The sequence below is a fragment of the Lentzea cavernae genome, assembly GCF_014653695.1.
GTDB classification, from domain to species: domain Bacteria; phylum Actinomycetota; class Actinomycetes; order Mycobacteriales; family Pseudonocardiaceae; genus Lentzea; species Lentzea cavernae.
Genome location: NZ_BNAR01000005.1, coordinates 583,954 through 605,659, shown reverse-complemented (window position 1 = coordinate 605,659; position 21,706 = coordinate 583,954). Strand labels below are relative to the sequence as shown.

8 protein-coding genes are annotated in these 21,706 nt (G+C 73.8%); all 8 read right to left on the bottom strand.

What is annotated here, in order from left to right:
- Nucleotides 1-55 precede the first annotated feature (55 nt).
- From IE307_RS47725 to IE307_RS19985, 8 genes are read right to left on the bottom strand one after another with little or no spacing between them, the layout of a single operon-like run.
- Nucleotides 56-8,659 carry a non-ribosomal peptide synthetase gene (locus tag IE307_RS47725; protein WP_191299623.1) on the bottom strand — a complete coding sequence of 2,868 codons (8,604 nt, stop codon included), beginning with the start codon at nt 8,657-8,659 and terminating at the stop codon, nt 56-58.
- 12 nt (nt 8,660-8,671) lie between these two features.
- Nucleotides 8,672-9,901 (bottom strand): MFS transporter, encoded by a 1,230-nt coding sequence (locus IE307_RS20010; RefSeq protein ID WP_191299621.1) that lies wholly within the window; start codon nt 9,899-9,901, stop codon nt 8,672-8,674.
- A 14-nt stretch (nt 9,902-9,915) separates the two neighbouring features.
- The gene (locus tag IE307_RS20005; protein WP_229904894.1) at nt 9,916-11,094 is read right to left on the bottom strand and encodes a cytochrome P450; all 1,179 of its coding nucleotides are present in this window, start codon (nt 11,092-11,094) and stop codon (nt 9,916-9,918) included.
- Nucleotides 11,072-11,842, bottom strand: a complete 771-nt coding sequence (locus IE307_RS46860) for a thioesterase II family protein (RefSeq protein ID WP_229904893.1) — start codon at nt 11,840-11,842, stop codon at nt 11,072-11,074. The genes IE307_RS20005 and IE307_RS46860 overlap by 23 nt, the downstream gene beginning before the upstream one ends.
- Nucleotides 11,839-12,129, bottom strand: coding sequence for a phosphopantetheine-binding protein (locus IE307_RS20000; protein ID WP_191299619.1), 291 nt, complete (start codon nt 12,127-12,129; stop codon nt 11,839-11,841). The genes IE307_RS46860 and IE307_RS20000 overlap by 4 nt, the downstream gene beginning before the upstream one ends.
- 1 nt (nt 12,130) lies before the next feature.
- Entirely contained in the window at nt 12,131-12,325 is a 195-nt protein-coding gene (locus tag IE307_RS19995) for an MbtH family protein (RefSeq protein ID WP_191299618.1), read from the bottom strand.
- Nucleotides 12,326-12,359: 34 nt separating this feature from the next.
- The gene (locus tag IE307_RS19990) at nt 12,360-17,057 is read right to left on the bottom strand and encodes a non-ribosomal peptide synthetase (RefSeq protein ID WP_229904892.1); all 4,698 of its coding nucleotides are present in this window, start codon (nt 17,055-17,057) and stop codon (nt 12,360-12,362) included.
- Nucleotides 17,054-21,682 (bottom strand): non-ribosomal peptide synthetase, encoded by a 4,629-nt coding sequence (locus tag IE307_RS19985; RefSeq protein ID WP_191299616.1) that lies wholly within the window; start codon nt 21,680-21,682, stop codon nt 17,054-17,056. The genes IE307_RS19990 and IE307_RS19985 overlap by 4 nt, the downstream gene beginning before the upstream one ends.
- Nucleotides 21,683-21,706: the final 24 nt, after the last annotated feature.

The following is a 21,706-nucleotide window of genomic DNA, read 5'->3' as shown; positions in this document are numbered from 1 at the left end:
AGGAAACCCGGCAGTGAGCAGGACCAGCCCGCCCGGAGACGGGCCGGTCCTGCGCTCAACGGTTCAGGTGCCCGGCGATGGTGCCGGCGATCTCGGCCATGGGCACGGGACGGGTCATGTCCCCGTGGGTGGTGGGGACGAGGTGGAGGTGGAGGGTGCCGGTGATGTGGGGGCTCCACGCGCCGGGGTGGGGCGAGGACTCGGTGCGGCCCTCGGTGGCCAGGAAGAACAGGGCGTCACCGCGGTAGGGGGTGGTGGGGGTGTGGGTGTCGGAGAGGTGGCGGTTGTGGGCGAAGACGGCGGGGAGGGCGTCCACGGCGCGGGCGCCGAGGACGGGGACGAGGTCGTCGAGGGAGGTGCGGCCCAGCGAGGCCAGGAGGTCCGCGGTGGGGTCCGTGACCGGAGCGGCGGAACCGCTGCCGGGGTAGCCGTCGAGCAGCGCCAGGAACGACACCTCCGCGTTCTCGGCCTGCAGGCGGGTGGCGATGGCGTGGGCCACCTGGGCGCCGAAGGACCAGCCCAGCAGGTGGTAGGGGCCTTCGGGCTGCACCGCGCGGATCTCGGCGACGTAGTCCTTGACCATCTCGTCCAGGGTGCCGGTCCAGGGTTCGGTGAGGGCGCGGGACTGGAGTGCGTGGACGGGGCGGTCGTCGAGGTGGCGGAGCAGTCCTGAGTAGACCCAGCCGATGCCCGCGGCGGGGTGGACGCAGAACAGCGGCGCCTTGGATCCGGTGGAGCGCAACGGGAGCAGGACGTTGAGGGGGTCGGTGCCGGAGTCGTCGAGGCGGGTGGCGAGTCCGGCGGGGGTGGGGGCGTCGAAGACGGCGCGGATGGTGGCGCGCACGCCCAGGGCGCGGCGGATTCGGTCGACCAGGCGGGTGGCGAGCAGGGAGTGGCCGCCCAGATCGAAGAAGTCGTCGTCGACACCGACGGAGTCGAGGCCGAGGACGTCGGCGAACAGGGCGCAGAGGACGCGTTCGCGGTGGTCGCGGGGCGCGCGGGTGGGGGTGCGGGTGAAGTCCGGGGCGGGCAGGGCCTTGCGGTCGAGCTTGCCCGACGGGCTCAGGGGCAGTTCCGCCAGCGCGACGACGGCCGCGGGGACCATGGCCTCGGGCAACGACCTTGCCGCGAACTCGCGCACCGAGGCCGGGTCGAAGTCGGCCGAGGGGACCGCGTAGACGACCAGGCGCTTGTCGCCGGGACGGTCTTCGCGGACCACCGCGGCCGCCTGGACCACCGACGGGTGGGCGGAGACGGCGGCGGCGACCTCGCCCAGTTCGATCCGGACGCCGCGGATCTTGACCTGGTCGTCGGTGCGGCCCAGGTACTCCAGCGTGCCGCCGTCGTGCCAGCGGACCAGGTCGCCGGTGCGGTACATCCGCTCGCCGGGCCGGTGGGGGTTGGGGACGAAGCGCTGACCGGTGGTGGACGGGCGGTTGAGGTAGCCGGTGGCCAGCTGGACGCCGGAGAGGTAGAGCTCGCCGGTCGCACCGGCGGGCACGGGGGACAGTGCGGGGTCGAGGACGTAGACCTGGGTGTTCCACACAGGGCGTCCGATGGGGACGGACGGGGTCGGGTCGTGCCGGAAGCGTTGCCAGGTCACGTCCACCGACGCCTCGGTGGGGCCGTAGAGGTTGTCGAGGTGCGCGGCAAAGCCCTCGCTGAAGCGCTCGGCCAGCGGCGTGGGCAGCGCCTCGCCGCTGCAGACGACCTGGCGCAGGCTCGGGCAGCGACCGGCGTCGACGGAGGCGGTGAAGACCTCCAGCATCGACGGGACGAAGTGGGCGACGGTGACGCCCGCGTCCTCGATCAGGTCGGCCAGGTAGGCGGGGTCCTTGTGCCCCTCCGGCTTGGCCACGACCAGGACCGCGCCCGTGATCAGCGGCCAGAAGAACTCCCACACCGACACGTCGAAGCTCGACGGCGTCTTCTGCAGGACGCGGTCCGCCGGCGTGAGCCGGTAGCGGTCCTGCATCCACAGCAGGCGGTTCACGATGCCGGAGTGGGGGACGACCACGCCCTTGGGCTTGCCGGTGGAGCCGGAGGTGTAGATGACGTACGCCGCGTCCTCCGGGGTCGCCGACGGCAGAGGGGTGTCTTCGGCCGCGTGCGGTAGTGCGGCCAGCGACTCCGGGGTGAGGACGAGCACCGGTGCCGCGTCGGTGACCATGTGCTCCACCCGGTCGGCCGGGTAGCCGGGGTCGACGGGCAGGTAGGCCGCACCGGTCTTGTGCACGGCGTACAGCGCGACGATCAGCTCCAGCGAGCGCGGCAGCGCCACGCCGACCGTGCGGCCGGGAACGGCACCCGCGCGGTGCAGGACACGAGCCAGCGCGGTCGCGCGGTCGTCCAGTTCGGCGTAGGTCAGGACCGCGCCGTCGAACTCGACGGCCGGTGCGTGCGGCGTGCGGGCGACCTGGGCGGCGAAGAGGGCGGGCAGGGTCGTGGCGGGCACCTCGGCGTCGGTGTCGTTCCAGTCCTCGAGGATCACCGTGCGCTCGGCCGGGTCGAGGACGTCGATCTCACGGGTGCGCAGGCCGGGTTCGGCGGCGACGGCGGCCAGCACGCGGACGAACCGGTCGGCCAGGCCTCGCGCGGTGCCGGCGTCGAACATCTCGGCGGAGTAGGCCAGGGAACCGTCCAACCCACCGTCGGGCGTCTCGGCGAAGCCCAGCCCGAGGTCGAACTTGACGCTCTCCGCGCCGACCTCGTGCTCGGCGACCGCCAGACCAGGCAGGGACAGGTCGGCGTGCTCGGTGTTCTGCAGCACCAGCGAGACCTGGAACAACGGGTGCCTGGCGAGCGACCGCGCCGGGTTCAGCTCCTGCACGAGCCGCTCGAACGGCACGTCCTGGTGCTCGAACGCCCGCAGGTCGGCCTCCCGCACCCTGGCGAGCAGATCGGTGAACGCGGGATCACCTGCGGTGTCGACGCGCAGCACAAGAGTGTTCACGAAGAACCCGACGACGTCGTCGAGGGCGCGGTCCGCCCGCCCGGCGACAGGGGTGCCGATCGGGATGTCGGTGCCCGCGCCGACGCGGGTGAGCAGGGTGGCGAGCGCGGCCTGCAGGACCATGAACAGCGTCACCCGGTTCTCCCTGGCCATCTCCAGCAGCCGGGCGTGCAGGGCGGCACCGATCTCGACGGGCACCGTGCCACCCCGGTGGGTGGCGACGGCGGGCCGGGGCCGGTCCGCGGGCAGCGCCAGCTCGTCGGGCAGACCCGCGAGCGCCCCGCGCCAGTGCTCGACCTGCCCCGCCAGCAGGGAGTCGAGCAGGTCGCGCTGCCACAGCGTGTAGTCGGCGTACTGCACCGGCAACGGCGCCCACCCGGGCTCGGCGCCGTCCAGCCGCGCGGTGTAGGCGGTGCGCAGATCGCGGACCAACGGCCCGAGCGACGCACCGTCGACCGCGATGTGGTGCAGCAGCAGGAGAAGCACGTGCTCGCCGGGCCCGGTGACGAACAACGTCGTGCGCACCGGCGCCTCGACGGCCAGGTCGAACTCCCGGCGGGCGGCGCCCGCGATCGCGTCGTCGAGGTCGGCAGGCCCGTCGACGACCGCGAGCTCGGGCCGCCAGTCGTCGAGCACGAGCTGGCAAGGTGTGCCGTCGACCTCGGGGAAGACGGTGCGCAACGCCTCGTGCCTGCCGACCACGTCGTGCAGGGCGGCTTCGAGCGCGCGCCGGTCCAGTTCGCCGGTCAGGCGCAGCGCGTACGGGACGGCGTAGCCCGCGCCGCCGTTCTCCAGGCGGTTGAGGAACCAGAGCCGGGACTGGGCGGGCGACAGGGGCAGCACCCGCGGCCGGGGCCCCGCGACCAGAGCCGGGCGGACGGGCCTGCCCGCGGCGCGGTCGACGGCGGCGGCGACGCCCTCGACGGTGGGGTCGGCGAACAGGTCGGCCAGCGCGATCTCCGCGTCGAAGGTGGTCCGGACGCGGGCGATGAGCTTGGCCGCCAGCAGCGAGTGACCGCCGAGGTCGAAGAAGCTGTCGCGGACGCCGACACCCTCGACGCCGAGCAGGTCGGCGTACATCCCGCAGAGGATCTCCTCGCGGACCGTGCGGGGCCGGACCTGGCTGACGGCTTCGGCCGCCGGGGCGGGCAGGGCGCGGCGGTCGAGCTTGCCGTTGGGGGTCAGGGGCAGGGCGTCGAGCACGACGAACGCGCTGGGCACGAGGTAGTCGGGCAGCGCGGCAGCGCAGTGCGCGCGGACCGCGGCGGTGTCGAGCGCGCAGGCCCTGGCAGCCTGCACACGGGCCCCGGCGGTGTCGGGCTCGCTTACTCCGGCGGCCTGCTCGCGAACTTCGGCGGTGTCGAGCGCGCCGGCCCCTGCGGTTCGATCGCGGACACCGGCGGTGCCGACCTCCGCGGCCTCCTCACGAACCCCGTCGAGGTTGCCCTTGCCGTCTGCCGCCACCAGGTAGGCGACCAGGCGCTTGTCGCCCGGCCGGTCCTCCCGGACAACCACTGCGGCCTGGGCCACGGCGGGGTGCCGGGTGAGCACCGCGCCGACCTCACCGGGCTCCACCCGGAAGCCGCGGATCTTGACCTGGTCATCGGTGCGCCCGACGTACTCCAGCACACCGTCCGCGCTCCAGCGCCCCAAGTCGCCGGTCCGGTACATCCGCTCGCCAGGCCCGTCGAACGGGCTGGTGAGGAACCGTCCCGCGGTCAGTCCGGCCTGCCCGAGGTACCCCTCCGCGAGCCCGAGCCCGGCCAGGTAGACCTCGCCGACCACCCCGGGCGGCACCGGCTGCAGGGCGGCGTCGAGCACGTGGGTGCGCTTGTTGGCGAGGGAGCGGCCGATCGGGACCGACCGGCCGAGCGCGTCGGCGGGTGCGACGGCGTGGCTGGTGCCGATGATCATGTTCTCCACCGGGCCGTAGCCGTTGACCAGGCGCACGTGCGGGTGGCGGCGCAGCAGTTCGCCGGCGTGGCGGGTGGAGGCGGCCTCGCCGCCGGTCATCACCTGGTGCAGGCCGGCGAAGACCTCCGGGTGTTCGTCGACGAGGTAGTTGAACAGGCTGGCCGACAGGTAGGCGGTGGTGACGCGGTGCTGGGGGAGGAGGCGGGCGACGACGGCGGGTTCCGGGCGCGATCCGGGGTGCAGCACGCAGGCGGCCCCCGACAGCAGGGAGCCGAACAGCTCCAGCACGAACGCGTCCCACGACGCGGGCGAGCACTGCAGCCACACCTGGTCCGGGCCGAAGTCGAAGAAGGACTGCGACCGCAGGCTGGCCACGATCGAGCGGTGCGAGCCCAGGATGCCCTTGGGACGCCCGGTGGAGCCCGAGGTGAACATGACGCAGGCCGCGTCGGTGGGCGCTCCGGGAACGTCGACCGGGGCGGCGGACAGTCCGGCGGCCGCCGCCATCCGCTCGGCGGTGACGGTCTCGCCGACGCCGGCCTCGGCGCTGATCTCGCGGACGCGTTCGGCGGGCAGTGCCAGGTCGAGCACGGTGTAGGCGGCGCCCGCCTTGAGCACGCCGAGCACGGCGGCGACGAGGTCGATGCCGCGGTCCAGTGCGATGCCGACGACGTCGCCGCGCCGCACGCCGGAGTCGCGCAGGTGGCGGGCGACGCGGTTGGACCGCTCGTCCAGCTCGCGGTAGCCGATCCGGGTGTCGTCGGTGATGAGCGCGACGGCGTCGGGCCTGGCGGCGGCGTGGGCGGAGAACAGGGCGTGCGCGGTCATGTCCAGGAAGGGGGTGTCGGTGTCGTTCCACTCGTGCAGGACCAGCGCGCTGTCGGCGGGGACGAGCACGGGCAGGCGGTCGACGGCCCGGCCGGGGTCGGTGGCGACGGCGGTCAGCACGAGGGTGAGGGCGTCGAGCAGGCGGCGCGCGGTGGCCGGGTCGAACAGGTCGGTGCTGAACTCCAGCGTGCAGTCCAGGCCTGCGGCGCGCGGCTTCTCGTCGACGGTCAGGGTGAGGTCGAACTTGGCGTTGCCCTGCGCGCCGTCGGCGAGGTGGACGTCGAGCCCGGCCAGCTCCGGACCACTGGAGTCCTCGCCGCCGGTCAGCGACAGCGCCACCTGGAACAGCGGGTGGCGGGCGAGCACGCGCGGCGGGTTGAGCTCCTTGACCAGCCGGTCGAACGGCACGTCGGCGGCGGCGTAGGCGGCCAGGTCGGCTTCGCGGACGCGGGCGAGCAGGTCGGTGAACGCGGGTCCGCCGCCCGTGTCCACGCGCAGCACCAGGGAGTTGACGAAGAACCCGACCAGGTCGTCGAGGACCTCGTCGGCGCGGCCCGCGACGGGCGTGCCGACGACGATGTCCGTGCCCGCGCCCATGCGGGTCAACGCGGTGGCGAGAGCGGCGTGCACGACCATGAACAGCGTCGCCTGGTTGGTACGGGCCAGGGCGGTCAGAGCCGCGTGGGTGCCGGCGTCGACCTGGGCGCTGACGGCGTTCTTGGCATGGGTCGGGTCGGCCGGGCGGGACCGGTCGTAGGGCAGGGGCAGCTCCTCGGGCAGGCCGTCGAGCGCCGTCTTCCAGTGGTCCACGCGTCCGTCGAGGTCGAGTTCTCGTTGCCAGAGCGTGTAATCGGCGTACTGGACCGGCAACGGTGCCCAGCCGGGCGCGCGTCCCGCCAGCCTGGCCTCGTAGGCGGTGCCCAGGTCTCGCAGCAGCGGTCCGCTCGACACGCCGTCGCTCGCGATGTGGTGCAGGGCGAGCACGAGCACGGAATCGGTGTTGCCGGCGAGGAGCAGGGTGGCGCGCAGCGGGAGGTCGGTGGCGAGGTCGAAGGGCGCGCGGGCGGCCTCGTCGACGAGCCGGTCGAGGTCGTTCGCGGCGCAGCGGTGAACGGTGAGGACGTCGTCGAACTCGGCGAGGACGTGCTGGCGCGGCTGCCCGTCCACGGCGGGGAACACCGTGCGCAGGCTCTCGTGCCGGATGACGACGTCGCGCAGCGCCGCCCTCAGAGCGGATACGTCGACGCGCCCGGTCAGGTCCAGGGTCAACGGGATCGTGTACGCGCGGTCCTGGCCGCTCACGCCCGCGAGGAACCACAAACCCTGCTGGGCGGGTGAAAGCGGCACCACCTCGGGTCGCGGCCGGGCCACCAGCGGCGGGTGCGCCGTGCCCGAGGCGTGGTCGAGGGCGGCGGCGAGCCCGGCAACGGTGGGGGCGCGGAACAGCGCGCGCACACCCACCTTGACGCCCAGCGCCGCGTGGACGCGGCTGAGCAGCCGGGTCGCCAGCAGCGAGTGCCCGCCCAGGGCGAAGAACCCGTCGTGCACGCCCACGGAATCCAGGCCGAGCACGTCGGCGAACAGTCCACAAAGGATCCGCTCGCGCTCGTCGCGCGGCTCCCGGCGGACCAGGGCCTCCTCGACCGGCGCCGGAGTCTCCTCCAGCACCGGGACAGGCGTGGTGGGCAAGCCGAGCTTCGACAGCGGTACGTCCGGAGTGGACAGTGCGATGTCGAGCAGGCGGACCAGGTTGTCGCCGAGGTGCGTCACGAACGCGCGGTCGAGCCGGTCGGCGGCGTACTCGAGCTGGCAGTCCATGCCGCCGTCGGCGCGGCGGGCGAACACCACGCTCAGGTCGAGCTTGGCCGCGGCGAGGTCGAGCGGTTCCACGGCGACGTCGAGCCCGCCGAGCCGCGGCGGGACCGAGTCCTCCTGCAACACCAGCATGACCTGGTAGACCGGGTGCGCGGGCGAGCCGCGGTCCACGCCGAGCCGCTCGACGACCCGCTCGAACGGCACGTCCTGGTGTGCGTAGGCGTCGAACGCGGACTCCTTGGCCCGGCGCAGCAGCTCGCCGAAGCCGGGGTCGCCGGAGAGGTCGGTGCGCAACGCGAGGGTGTTGCCGAAGAACCCGACCAGGTCGTCCAGCGCGGGGTCCTGCCTGCCCGACACCGGCGTGCCCAGCACGACGTCCTGCCCTGCCCCGGCCAGCCCCAGCACCGCGCTGACCGCCGCCTGCACACCGACGAACGGCGTGCAGCCCGCCGCACGCGCCGCGTCGGCCAATCGCGCGCAGAGCGGTGCGGGCAGCTGCACCTCGACGATTCCGGCCCCCGTGCCGCGTCCGTCGGCGGGCAGCGCGATCCGCTCGGGCAGGCCGGCCAGCTTGCCCTCCCAGTAGGTCAGCTGCTCGGCCAGCAGGCTGTCCGGGTCGTCTTCGGCTCCGAGCACTTCTTGCTGCCACAGGGCGAAGTCGCCGTACTGCACCTCCAGCGGCGCCCAGTCCGGGGCGGTGCCCGCCGCACGAGCGGTGTAGGCGGCGTCGAGGTCGCGCAGCAGCGGGCCGAACGAACCTCCGTCGGCCGCGATGTGGTGCAGCAGAACCAGAAGCACGTGCTCGTCAGGTTTGACCCGGAACAGCGTGGTGCGCAACGGGATCTCCGTCGCGAGGTCGAACGGCCTCGTCGCCGCCGCGACGAGCGCCGAGGGCAGCTCGGCGTCGACGATCTCGAACGGCGGCACCGCGTCCTCGACGACGAGGTGCCCCGGCGTCCCGTCCACGACGGGGATGACCGTGCGCAGCACCTCGTGCCTGTCCGCCACGTCGGCGACGGCGGCGCGCAGGGCGGCGGTGTCCAGAGGTCCGCGCAGCCGCAGGGCGACCGGGACGTTGTAGGCGGATCCGGGACCGTCGAGCTGGTCGAGGAACCACAACCGCTGCTGGCCGAACGACAATGCGGACATGGGTTTTCCTTTCTAGGCGGAAGGGATCCGCAGCGCGCGGGCGGCCGTGATCGGCCCGCCGAACGCGACCAGCGCGGTGACCGCCCAGGCGAGCTCGGGCGAGGTGAGGCCGGCGAGGGCGCCGGAGATGGCGTAGGCGAAGGGAGCGCAACCGATGCCCGCCAGCGCGAGCATCGCCATCGCGGTGCCGAGCCGGTCGGAGGGAGCGGCCTTCTGGTAGAGCGTGACGGCCGCGGGGCCGTTGAGCCCGGAGCAGACGCCGAGGGCCACCGACAGACCGGCCATCACCGCCAGGGTCGGGGCGAGCACCATGGCCACCAGCAGCACGCCGATGCCGACGCCACTGCCGACCAGCCGGACCGACAGCGGGATCCGCTCGCCGACCACGGCGCTGATCCCGGCGCCGGCCAGCGCGCCGCCCGCCCAGCAGGCGATCACCAGGCCCACGGCGGAGACCTGCCAGCCGCGGTCGATCACGAGCACCGGCAGGCCGGGGTTCATCGGCCACGCGAAGGCGAAGTCCAGGCACAGCGCGGAGAAGAACAGCAGGCGCAGCTTGTGGTTGGAACGCAGCAGCTTCAGCCCGTCACCGGTGCGCTTCCACATCGGCACACCGCTGGGCGCCGCAGAGGGTGCGGAGATCTCCTTGGTGACGGGGGCCAGGCACAGCAACGCGACCACACAACCCACCGTCACCACGCCGAGGGCCACCGGGAGCTGCCCCTCGGCCACGAGCCACGCACCGAACGGGGACCCGATGATCGGCGCGAACCGGGCCACCATGGTGCGCACGGAGTTCGCCCGGCCGAGCTGGTCGCCGTTCACCATGCGCGGCATGAGGGTGCCGAACGACGGCGTGCCCAGGCCCAGCAAGGCGCCTTCCAGCGCGGCGACGACGACGAGCAACCACACCGTCGGCGAGTTCAGCGCGATCACCGTGGCCACCGCCAGCACCGCGATCCGCACGGTAGTGGTGCGCAGCAACACGACCCGCGGTCCCAGTGCGTCGCACAGCACCCCGCCGAAGATCATCGCCAGGGCGCGGGGCACCGACTCGGCCAGGGTGACCAGGGTGACGGCGGTCGTCCCGCCCATCTGGGCGGCCGCCCACACCGCGGCGATGAAGAACACCTGGTCGCCGATCAGCGACACGCCCTGGCCGCCGAGCACCACCCCGACGCGCGTCCAGCCGGGCCTTCGCGGTGGGGACGGGCGTGCGTCGCTGACTGTCGTCTGGGACATGGGAAGGACCTCTCTCAGCGCGCGTGCAGGGTGACGGGCAGGTGGTCGAAGCCGAAGTTGATGATCGACTGGTTGTGCACCGGCTCCCCGGACACCTCGATCTCGGCGACCTGGTCGAGCAGCGCCCGGTAGACGGCGCCCAGTTCGGCCTTGGCCAGCGGCGCGCCGATGCAGTAGTGCGGGCCGACGCCCAGCGCCAGGTGCCGGTTGGGCGAGCGGTCCAGGCGCAGCTCGTGCGGTGCGTCGAAGGCGGCCGGGTCGTGGTCGGCGGCCCACGTCCACACCGCGACCTTGTCGCCGGCGCGGACGTCGACCCCGCCGAGGTGGGCGTCACGGGTGGCCGTGCGCAGCACGTGCAGGCCGACGGAGGTGTAGCGCAGCAGCTCGTCGGTGGCGGAGTCGACCTCGACGGCGCCTTCGCGCAGCCGCTGGAGCTCCGCGGGGTTGTCCAGCAACGCCATGATGCTCATCGCCGCGGTGTGCCGGACGGTCTGCACGCCGCCGACGATGATGTTGTCCAGGTTGAGGACGACGTCCTCGATCGGCAGCAGCCTGCCCTTGACCTTGTGCGTGGCGAGCACGCTGATCAGGTCGCCGGCCGGCGCCATCCGGCGGCGCATCGCCTGGTCGAACAGGTACGGCAGGAGCCGCTGGTGGGCGGCCCTGCGGTCCTGCGGGGTGGTGCCCAGGAACGCGGCGTCGCAAACCGACACGACCATGTCGCGGTCGGACTCGGGGATGTCGAGGACGTCGCACATGACGACCAGCGGCACGGTGGCCATGACCTCGACGAGGTCGACCTGTCGCTTGGCGACCGCGTCGGCGACCACCTGGGCGGCCAGGTCGTTGATGCGCTCGGCGCTGCCGCGCACGCCCTTGGGGGAGAAGAAGGGCAGCAGCGGGGTCCGCAGGTCGCGGTGGTGCTTGCCGTCGGTCAGCGCCATCATCTTCCCGGCGCCGGCGGGTGCGCCGCCGCTGCCGAGCAGCGAGCCGCCGGTGGAGCCGTAGGTGGCGGCGTCGGTGAGCACCGCCGAGGCGTGCTCGTAGGACAGCACCGACCACACCGGACCGTCCTCGGCGGTGTGGGTGAGCTGCACCGGGGCGAGGGCGCGCAGGTCGTCGACGAGCGCGCCGATGCCGGGGTCCGCCCAGAGGCGGGCGTCGGTCAGGTCAACGGTCGTGGTGGTGGTCACTGCGCGCTCCCAGGCAGAGGGTTCGGAGGAGGTCGGCCGGTCCGGGGTCGCCGGGCGCGACGAGCAGGTGCCCGCCGGGCAGCACCGCCGAGGTGAACGGTCCCGTCGTGGTGCCGGCCCACGTCCCGGGCGGGCTGGCGCCGGTGTCGGCGTCGCCAGCCAGGGCGTGGACGGCGAACCGGGCCGGTGGGCCCGGCCGGTGCCGGTAGGTGGCGCCGACGGCGATGTCGGCGCGCAGCACGGCCAGCACCATGGCGCGGACCGCGTCGTCGTCGGGCACGGTCAGCCCGCACTCGGCGAGCAACCGCTCCGCCCCGGCCTCCGGGTCGGCCGAGACGGACCGGACGGCGCGTTCCCAGTCGGCCGGCGCGGGAGCCGAGGCGGCCACGACCGCCGCAGGCCCCCTGAACCCCAGCGCGAGCGCCACCTCGTAGGCGAGCAGGGCGCCGAAGCTCTGGCCGTAGAACACCGCGTCGCGGCCCAGCCGGGGGCCGACGCCCGCGGCGACCGCGGACGTCAGTTCGGCGAACGTCCCCGGCAGCGCGTGGGAGTAGCGCCCGCCGCGGCCGGGCAGGCGGACGGCGAGCACCTCGACGTCCGGTCCGACCGCGGCGGCGAGCTCCGCGAAGGTGCCGACGTCGCCGCCCGCGTGCGGGAAGCACACCAGGCGCCGTGCCTGCGGCCCTCGCGGACGGGGCAGGTAGGACCAGTCGTCCAGCACGACCGGGCGGGCGACGGCGGTGGTCATCGCGTGCCGCGCCTGCCGGTCAGGCGCACCACGGGCCGTGCGGGCGCGCCCGACTCGGCACGGGCCCGCACCGCGGCGGCGAAGTCGGCGAACGTGCCCGCCGACATCAGGTCCCGCAGCGTCACGGCCACGCCCAGGCGGTCGCGCAGCAGGTGCACCGCGCGCACCGCCTGCTGCGAGTAGCCGCCCAGCGCGAAGAACCCGTCGGTCGGCGCGACCCGCTCGACGCCGAGCACGTCGGCCCACACAGCGGCGACCACGCCCTCGATGTCGGTGGTGGCGGTCATGTCAGACTCCCAGCGCGGTGCGCAGGCTCAGCGGGCGGATGTCGGTCCACACCTCGTCGATGTAGTCGAGGCACTCCTGCTGCGCACCGCTCTTGCCGACCGAGTGCCAGCCCGCCGGCACGTCCAGCTCGGTGGGCCAGATCGAGTACTGCTCCTCGTGGTTGATCACCACGGCGAAGTCGGTGAACGCGTCCATGGGTGTTCCTTTCTCCGATGGGGACAACAGGGGGCTACCGGGCGAACGCCGGGACCCGCAGGTCCGCGGCGGGGTCGTGGGCGAGCACGTGCAACGCCTCGACGTAGGCGTCCGCGTAGGCGTCCGCGACGTCGTCGGGGACCACGGAGGGCAGGTGGTCGACGGCGAGCAGCACCCGCGCCGACGAGGGGTCCTGCACCAGGGCGGCGCCGAGGGCGAAGTTCGTCGGCTCGTAGCGCATGGTCGGCTCGCAGCCGATGCGGTCGTCGAGCAGGCGGGTGGGGGAGTCGGCCAGCCTGCCCAGCGAGTGGAACCGCAGGAAGGCGAAGCAGGCCTCCAGCCGGGTGTCGGCGAGGTGGCGTGCGATGCGGGCGAACGGCATCCGGCGGTGGGGCAGCATGTCCGCCTCGGCCTCGTGCATCGCCGCGATCAGGTCGGCGCCGTTCTCGGTGAAGTCGACGACCAGGGGAACGGTGTTCAGGAACAGGCCGTAGGCCTCGGTGCCGCCGTCGGTCTCCAGCCTGCCGTTGACCGACAGCCCGGTGGTGAACCGCGCCAGACCGGTGATCCGGTGCAGCGCGGCGACGTGCGCGGCGAGACCGACGGTCTTCACCGTGACGCCGTGCCGGCGGGCGGTGTCGCGCAACATCTCGTCGGCGCCGGGGACGACGCGCTCGATCGTGCGCGGGATCTCCGGGTCGCCCAGGTCCGGCCCACTGGACCAGATCGCGCCGCTGGCTCCGTCCAGTGTGGACTTCCAGTAGCGCTCGCTCTCCTGCGACGCCATCGCTTCCCGTTCGACGGCCACGAACTCGCGGAAGGTCGACCGGGGAGCGGGCAGCGGCTCCTGGCCGGGCGCGCTGTGCCGTTCGAGGATCTCGGCGAGCAGCGAGGTGAAGCTCCAGCCGTCGAGGATGGCGTGGTGCTCGGCGATGGTGAGCTGGAACGCGTCGTCGGCCAGGTGCTGCGCGGTGACCCGGAACAGCGGTGCTGTGCGCAGGTCGAACCGCGCGGCGACGTTCTCGTCGAACACGTCGGCGACCTCAGCGGCCTGCTCGTCGGGGCTCAGCCCGCGCAGGTCCTCCACGTGCACCGGGATCGGCGCCTCGGCGTGCACCAACTGCAACGGCTCGCTGTAGCGGGACACGTCCAAAGTGGTCCGCAGCACGGGATGGCGGGTCATGGCGTCACCGACGGCGCGGCGCAGCGCGGCCTCGTCGAGCGTGCCGGCGACCCGGTAGCTGTTGACGTTGTGGTAACCGCCCGCGTCGTCGGACAGCTCCATGTGGAAGATCATCGACATCTGCATGGCCACCATCGGGTAGGCGTCCACGACGTCCGCCGGCAGCGCTTCCCGGTCGGCGTCCGACACCAGGTCGAACGCTGCCGACTGCTTCGCCGGACCGGTGCAGGCCTTCAACAGCGGGCCGAGCTCGGCCGGCGTCGGCGCGCCGAACAGGTCCGGCAGCGACAGCGTCCAGCCGCGCTCGCGCAGCTTCCCCGCCAGGTGGACGGCGCGGATGGAGTCGCCGCCCAGGTGGAAGAAGTTGTCCCGGGCGCCCACACCGTCGAGGTCGAGCACCTCGGCGTAGACCTCGGCGAGCGCGCGCTCCTGCGGCGTCTCAGGGCTGACGTGCGCCTCGGTGTCGAGCACGGACCCGAGATCGGGCGCCGGCAGCGCTTTCCGGTCGACCTTGCCGTTGACGGTCAGCGGAATGACCCCGAGCACGGTCGCCGTCGCCGGGATCATGTGCTCGGGCAGGGTCGTGGCGAGGAACGCGCGCAACTCGGCGTACGACGGTGCGGCCCCGTCGACCGTGACGTAGGCGGCGAGCCTGTCGTCGTGCACGGTCACCACGCAGGACGTGACCGCGGGATGCGCGGCGACGGCGGCTTCGACCTCACCGAGCTCGATGCGAAACCCGCGCACCTTGACCTGGTTGTCGCACCGGCCGACGTACTCCAGACCGCCACCGGCCAACCGCCGCGCCACGTCCCCGGTGCGGTAGAGCCTGCCACCGGGCATGACCCCGTACGGGTCGGGCAGGAACCGCCGCGCCGTGAGCCCAGGACGACCCCAGTACCCGTTGGCCAGCGACCCGCCCCCGATGTACAACTCGCCGGGGACGCCGACCGGGCACGGCTGCAGGCGCTCGTCGAGCACCAACGCCGACAGGTGCGGCATCGGCTCGCCGATCAGACTGCGACCGAACCCCGCCGCGCCGGGCACGTCGAGCGTCGTGACGTGCACCGTGGTCTCGGTGATGCCGTAGAGGTTGCACAGGACCGCCGGCGGGCAGTGCTCCAGCGCGAACCAGCGCTGCACCACGGCCGGTTCGAGCGCCTCCCCGCCGAGCATCACCGACCGCAACGCGGGCAGCGGACGCGGTGCGCCGCGCAGAACACCCTCGAGCGTCCGCAGCGCCGACGGCGTCAGGCACAGACGGGTGACGCGCTCGTCCGAGAGCAGGTCCGCGAACGCCTCGGGCGAACGGCTCACCACACGAGGCACCACGACCAACCGGCCACCGTGGTGCAGCGGCCCCCACAGCTCCCAGACCGTCCAGTCGAAGGCGTAGGAGTGGAACAGGGTCCACACGTCGTTCTCGGCGAACGCGAAGTGCTCCGCGCCCGAGCGCATCAGCCTGCCGACGTGCTCGTGCGAGACCGCGACGCCCTTGGGGCGGCCGGTCGAGCCGGACGTGAAGATGATGTACGCCAGGTCGGCCGGGCCGGCCTCTATTCCGGGCCGGTGCGACGGCGCCTGTGCCAGCCGCGGGTCGGCCAGGTAGTCGTCGGTGACGACCACGTCGACGCCGGTGTCGGCGAAGACGAACTCGGCCCGGTCCGCCGGGGTGGCCAGGTCGACGGGCACGTAGGCCGCGCCGGCCTTGAGCACGCCCAGGATCGTGGTGACGACCCGCTCGCCGCGCTCCAGCAGCACGCCGACCCGGTCGCCTCGGCGCACGCCGTCGGCGGCGAGGGTGTGGGCGACGCGGTTGGCGGCCGCGTCCAGCTCCGCGTACGTCCACGACTGGTCGCCGCAGGTGAGGGCGAGGCGGTCGGGGTGGGCGTCGGCGGCGGCCTCGAACGCGCGGTGCAGCGTTCGGGGAGTGGCCGGGGTGGCGTGCGGGGGTGCGGGCGGTGTAGCGGCTTGGGTGGCGAGCGGCGGCACGGCGGACGGCGTTGCTTGCGGCGCCGTCGACGGCTGCACCGCGGCCTGGGTGGCGGGCAGCGGTGCCAGTGGCGGCACAGCGGCCTGCCCGGCAGGCGTCGATGCCATCGGCCGCACGCTGGCCGGAGTTGCCTGCGAGGGCACCGATGACGGCGCAGCGGCGAGGTCGGCCAGCGGCGGCACAGCCGCCTGAGTGGCCATCGGCGGCACAGCCGCCTGAGTGGCCAGCGGTGCCACAGCCGCCTGGTCGGCGCGAGGCGGTGCGAGCGCGGCGGCCGTCTCGGCGGCGTCGAGCGGGCTCAGCCGCCACAGCGGCGCTTCCGGCGCGTCCAGCGCGGCGGCGAGCAGGGTGCGCCAGTGGCCGGCCATGCGCAGCACGGTCTCCCGGTCGAACAGGTCGGTGGCGTACTCCACCTCGCCCCGCAGTTCACCGTCGTCGAAGGTCGACCAGGTCAGGTCGAACTTGCTGGTGCCGTTGTGGTGCATGCGCCGGGTCGCGGTGGCCGTGCCGAAGCGCAGCGGTGCCGGGTCCTCGGCGTGCGCGCCGAAGACGACCTGCACCAGTGGCGCGTGCCGGGCCGAGCGTTCGAGTGCCAGCGCGTCGACGACCTCGTCGAACGGCACGTCGAGGTAGGCGTAGGCGTCGAACGCGGCGTCGCGGACCTGCTCGACCAGGTCGGCGAAGGTGGCGGCGGGGTCCACGGACACGCGCAGCGCGACGATGTTGACGAAGTAGCCGACGACGTCGGCCAGTTCGGGACGGTCGCGGGTGGTGACCGGTGTGCCGACCACCAGGTCCCGCGCGCCGGTGTAGCGGTGCAGCAGCGCGGCGAACGCGGCCACCTGCACCACGAACGGCGTCGCGCCGAGGTCGGCGGCCAGGTCGCGGATCCTGTTCGAGCTTCCCTCCGGCAGGCCGAACATCTCCGTGCCGCCCGCGAACGTCCGGCTGGGCGGACGGGGCCGGTCGGTCGGCAGCGTCAGCTCGGCGGGAGCGCCGGCGAGCCGCTCCGTCCAGTAGGCCAGCGAGTCCTCTGCCGGCACCGCGACGTCACCGGAGTGGTCCAGAGGTGCGAGGTCGGGTTCCCTGCCCGAGGCGAGGGCGTTGTAGACCTCGGCCAGCTCCCGCTCGAACACCCCGGCCGACCAGCCGTCCCACACGATGTGGTGCACGACGAGGACGAGCGTGTCCGGCACCCCGGGCCCGGTGGCCAGGGTGGCCCGCAGCAGCGGCCCCTCGGCCAGGTCGAACCCGGTGCGGGTCTCGGAGTCCAGCAGTGCCCGCAAGGCCTGCCCGTCGACCGAAACCTCCGCGAACGGCAGCCGCACGGCGGAATGCACTGTCCGAACAGGACCGTCAGGGCCGAGGTCGAACGTGGTGCGTAGAGCGGAGTGCCGGCCGACGAGCAGGAGCAGGGCGCGGTGCAGCACGTCGGCGGACACCGGGCCGTCGAACTCGAAGACCCACGGCACGAGGTAGGCGGGTGATCCCGGGTTCCAGCGGTCCATGAACCACAGGCCGCGCTGCAGGCCGGACACCGGCGTCGTGGTGCTCACTGGGCTGCTCCAGTCGTCTCGAGCGTGCGGGCGAGGGCGCTCACGGTGCGTGCGGCGAACACCTGGCGGGGCAGGACGCGGGACCCGGTGGCGCTGGACAGGTGCATGGCGACCCGCACCGCGGCCAGGGAGTTGCCGCCCACGCGGAAGAAGTTGTCGTGCGGGCCGACCTCGGCGAGTCCGAGCACCTCGGCCCACACGCGTGCCACCAGGCGTTCGGCGTCGGTCGTGGCCGGACCGCCCGAGGGGGCGACGGCCTCGGTGGGGACCGGTAGGGCAGCCCGGTCGAGTTTTCCGTTGGCCGTCAACGGAAGTGAGGAGAGGACGGTCACGCTGGACGGGATCATGTAGTCGGGCAGCAGGCCCGCGAGGAAGTCGTGCACGCCGGCGAGGTCCGGGACGACGTCGCCGCGGGCGGTGACGTAGGCGGCGAGGCGGGGCTGGCCGGGCACGGGCTCGTGCGCCACGACCGCGCAGTCGCCGACGCCGGGACACCCGCCCAGCACCACGGCCACCTCGCCGGGCTCCACGCGGAAGCCGCGGATCTTGACCTGGTCGTCGGCGCGGCCGGTGATGGCGAGGGTGCCGTCCGGGTTCCACGCGCCGATGTCGCCGGTGCGGTACATGCGGGATCCCGGCGGGCCGAACGGGTCGGGCAGGAACCGCCCGGCGGTGATCCCGGACTGGGCGACGTAGCCCAGCGCGAGGCCCGCGCCCGTCACGTAGATCTCGCCCTGTTCGCTGCCGCCGACGGGCTTGAGCTTCTCGTCGAGGACGTGGACGCCCTTGTGCGCCACCGCCCGGCCGATGGGCACCGCCGCGGAGGGATCGACCGGAGCCACGTCGTGGGTGGTGGTGAAGCCCATGCTCTCCACCGGTCCGTAACCGTTCACCACGCGCACGTGCGGGTACCGCTCGGCAAGGCGGGCGATGTGGGCGGCCGAGGCGCGCTCACCGCCGGTGAACGCCACCCGCAGGCCGGCGAAGACCTCCGGGAGCTCGTCGACCAGGAAGTTGAACAGGCTCGACGACAGCTGCAGCTGCGTGACGCCGTGCCGGGCGACCAGGTCGGCCATGGTCTGCGGGTCGGGCCGCTGGCCGGGGTGCAGAACGGAGGTCCCGCCGAACATCAGTGCGCCGTACAGCTCCAGCCCGAACGCGTCCCACGACACGGGCGAGCACTGCAGCCAGACCTCGTCCGGGCCGAACCCGGCGTAGTCCTGGCCGCTGTAGGTGGCCGCGAGCGCCCGGTGCGTGGCGGCGACGCCCTTGGGACGGCCCGTGGAGCCGGAGGTGTACATGACGCAGGCGACGGCGTCGGCGTCGACCGGCACCACGAAGTCGCCGTCCTCCGTGGCCGCGGCCACCACGTCGGCGGTGACGATCAACCGCACGCCGGCGTCGGCGACCACCTGGTCCTGGCGGGCGGCGGGCAGGTCGGGGTCGAGCAGCGTGTAGGCCGCACCCGCCTTGAGCACGGCGAGCAGCGCCACGACCAGGGCGGTGTCGCGGGGGATGCGGACGGCCACCACGTCGCCGGGGGCGACCCCGAGGGCGGTGAGGTGCCGGCCCACGCGGTTGGCGGCGGCGTCGAGCTCCGCGTAGGTCAGCGACTCCGCGCCGGACACCAGGGCGGTGGCGTCCGGTGTCCGAGCGGCCTGCGAGGCGATGCGCACGTGCACGGGGGTGTCGATGTCGACGGGCAGGGCCGGCGCGGGCAGTTCCGCGTCGATGTCGGCGACCAGTTCCTCGACCACCGCACGCCACTGCGCGCCCAGCGCCTCGGCGGTCGCGGGGGCGAACAGGTCGGCGGCGTACTCGACGCGGCCGTGGAAGCCCACCCCGTCGTCCTCGACCGACCACGACAGGTCGAACCGGGAGAACTCGTTGGAGTGCAAACGCTTCTCGACGGTCACAGCGCCGTACGGGGCCGTGCCGGCCTCAGCGGTGTGCATCTCGAACACCAGCTGGAACAGGGGAGTGCCCGCGCCGCTGCGTTCGCCGGACGTCGCGGCGACGATCTCCTCGAACGGCACGCCCTGGTGGCGGAAGCCGTCCAACGCCACCGAACGCACGTGGTCGAGCAGGTCGCGGCCGGTCAGCTCCTCGCCGTCGGGCCGGAAGCGCAACGGGACCAGGTTGATGAAGTAGCCGACGAGCGCGTCGAGCTCGGCGCGGTCGCGGACGCTGACCGGGGTGCCGATCACCACGTCGCCGGCCCCGCGGCGCCGGTGCGCCTCGACGAGAGCGGCCAGCAGGACGAGGTAGGGGGTGGCACCGGCGGCGCGGGCGAGGGCGCGCACGCCTTCGGCCAGTTCCGGGCCGAAGGCGAAGGGCAGGACCCCGCCGCGCCCGGTGCCCGCGGTGCCGTCCAGGTCGGGGCGGATGGCCGGCGTCGACGGCGCACCGCGCAGGTGCTCCACCCAGTAGTCCACATCGGACTCGTCCTCTGTGGACCAACGGGCGTAGTCGCTGTACTGGACGGCCAGATCGGGGAGGCGGGGTGCCCGGCCCTCGACGGCGGCGAGGTAGCACTCGCGGAGTTCGCGGTCGAGCACCCGCAGCGACCCCTCGTCCCAGACGATGTGGTGCACGACGAGCACGAGAGTCGCCTCGCCGGGGCCGGTGTGGACCAGGCGGGCGCGCAGCAGCGGTCCCGAGGCCAGGTCGAACGGCAGCTGCGCCGCGGTGGAGACCTCCGACTCCAGCTCAGCGTGGGTCTCGGTGAACGGCACCTCGACGCGGTCGTGGACGATCAGCACGGGAGCCATGTCCGCGTCCGTGCCGATGGTCGAGCGCAGTGCGTCGTGCCGATCGGCCACCGCCTGGAGCGCCTGTCGCAGCGCGGCCGCGTCGAGCGGTCCGCTGAAGTGGAACAGCCACGGCACGTTGTAGACCGAGCCGCCGGGCTCCCAGCACTCGCGCAGCCACAGACCGCGCTGGAACCGCGACAACGGCGCGGGGGAGCCGGGCCGGGCGACCGGACCGGGACGGGCCGGGGTCGAACCGGCACGCAGCGCGGCGGCGAACTCCGCGAGCGTGGGCGCCTCGAAGACCAGGTACGGCGAGACCGGGCCGAACGCCTCGAACACGCGGCTCGCGACCCGGACGGCGGTCAGCGAGTCACCGCCGAGGTGGAAGAAGTTGTCGTGCGCGCCGACCCGGCGGACCCCCAGCACGTCGGCCCAGATGCCGGCGAGCAGCTGCTCGGTGTGGTCGCGGGGCGCGTCGTCCTCAGGAGCCGGTTCGGAGGCGGCCGGGGCGGGCAGCGCGGCGCGGTCGACCTTGCCGCCGTCGGTGAGGGGCAGCCGGTCGAGCGCCGTGACCGAGGCGGGGACCATGTGCGAGGGCAACCGGCGGGCGAGGAAGTCGCGCACCTCGGCGGTGTCCGCGGCTCCCGTGACGTAGGCGGCCAGGCCGGTGCCGTGCGGGACGACCGCGCAGGTCTCCACGGCCGGGTGCGCGGCGAGGGCGTGCTGCACCTCGCCCAGCTCCACCCGGTAGCCGCGGACCTTGACCTGGTCGTCGCCGCGGCCGACGAAGTCGAGCACGCCGCCGGAGTCGCGGCGGACGGTGTCGCCCGTGCGGTACATGCGCGATCCGGGCGGACCGGACGGGTCGGGCAGGAAGCGGGCCGCGGTCAGCGCCGCGCTGCCCAGGTAGCCCACGGCCAGCTCGGGGCCGCCGAGGTACAGCTCGCCCTCGTCGCTCGGGCGCAGGCCGTCGAGGACGTGCGCGCGCCGCCCGCCGACCGGCGTGCCGATCGGCACCGAGCCGGTCTCCCCGGCCGTCGCGTGCACCGTCGCGGTGATCACGGTCTCGGTGGGGCCGTAGGCGTTGAACAGGCGCACCCCGGTGCGCCGGGTCCACTCGGCGGCCGCGGCGGGGGACAGGCGGTCGCTGCCGGAGATCATGGTGCGCAGCGACGGCGGCACCCGGTCCAGGGCGGCGGTGAAGTCGTGGAAGTAGCCCGCGGGGAGGTTGGCCACGGTGACCTGCTCGTCCTCGACGAGGCGCAGCAGCTCGTCGACCGACAGCAGCCGTCGTTCGGGCAGCACCAGGCATGCGCCCGTGGTGAGCGCGGTCAGGACCTGCTCGACGGCGACGTCGACCGACGGGCCCGCCATCTGCAGCACCACGTCCTGGCCGGTGATGCCGAAGCGCTGCGCGACGGCGGGGACGTGCGCGGCCAGTGCGGCGTGGTCGACGGCGACGCCCTTGGGACGGCCGGTGGTGCCCGAGGTGTAGATCAGGTAGGCCAGGCCGGCGGTCGCGACGCGGGCGGCGACACCGGTCTCGCGGACCGCGCCGTCCTCGACGAGCAGGGCCGCGCCGGCGTCGTCGAGCATGTCCCGCGTGCGCTCGGCCGGGGCTTCGGGGTCCAGCGGCAGGTACACGCCGCCCGCCCGCCACACGGCCAGCATCGCGGTCACGTAGTCCGGCCGCGCACCGCTGCGCACCGCGACGACGCCGCCGGGCCGCAGTCCGGCGCCGGCGAGTTCCGCGGCCAGCGCACCCGCCAGCCGGTCGAGCTCGGCGTAGCCGGTCGACCTCCCGCCGGTCCGCACCGCGGTGCGATCCGGTGCGGCGGTCGCGAAGCGGCCGACCTCCTCGTGCAGCGACATGTCACCCTCCGGATCGGTGTGCGC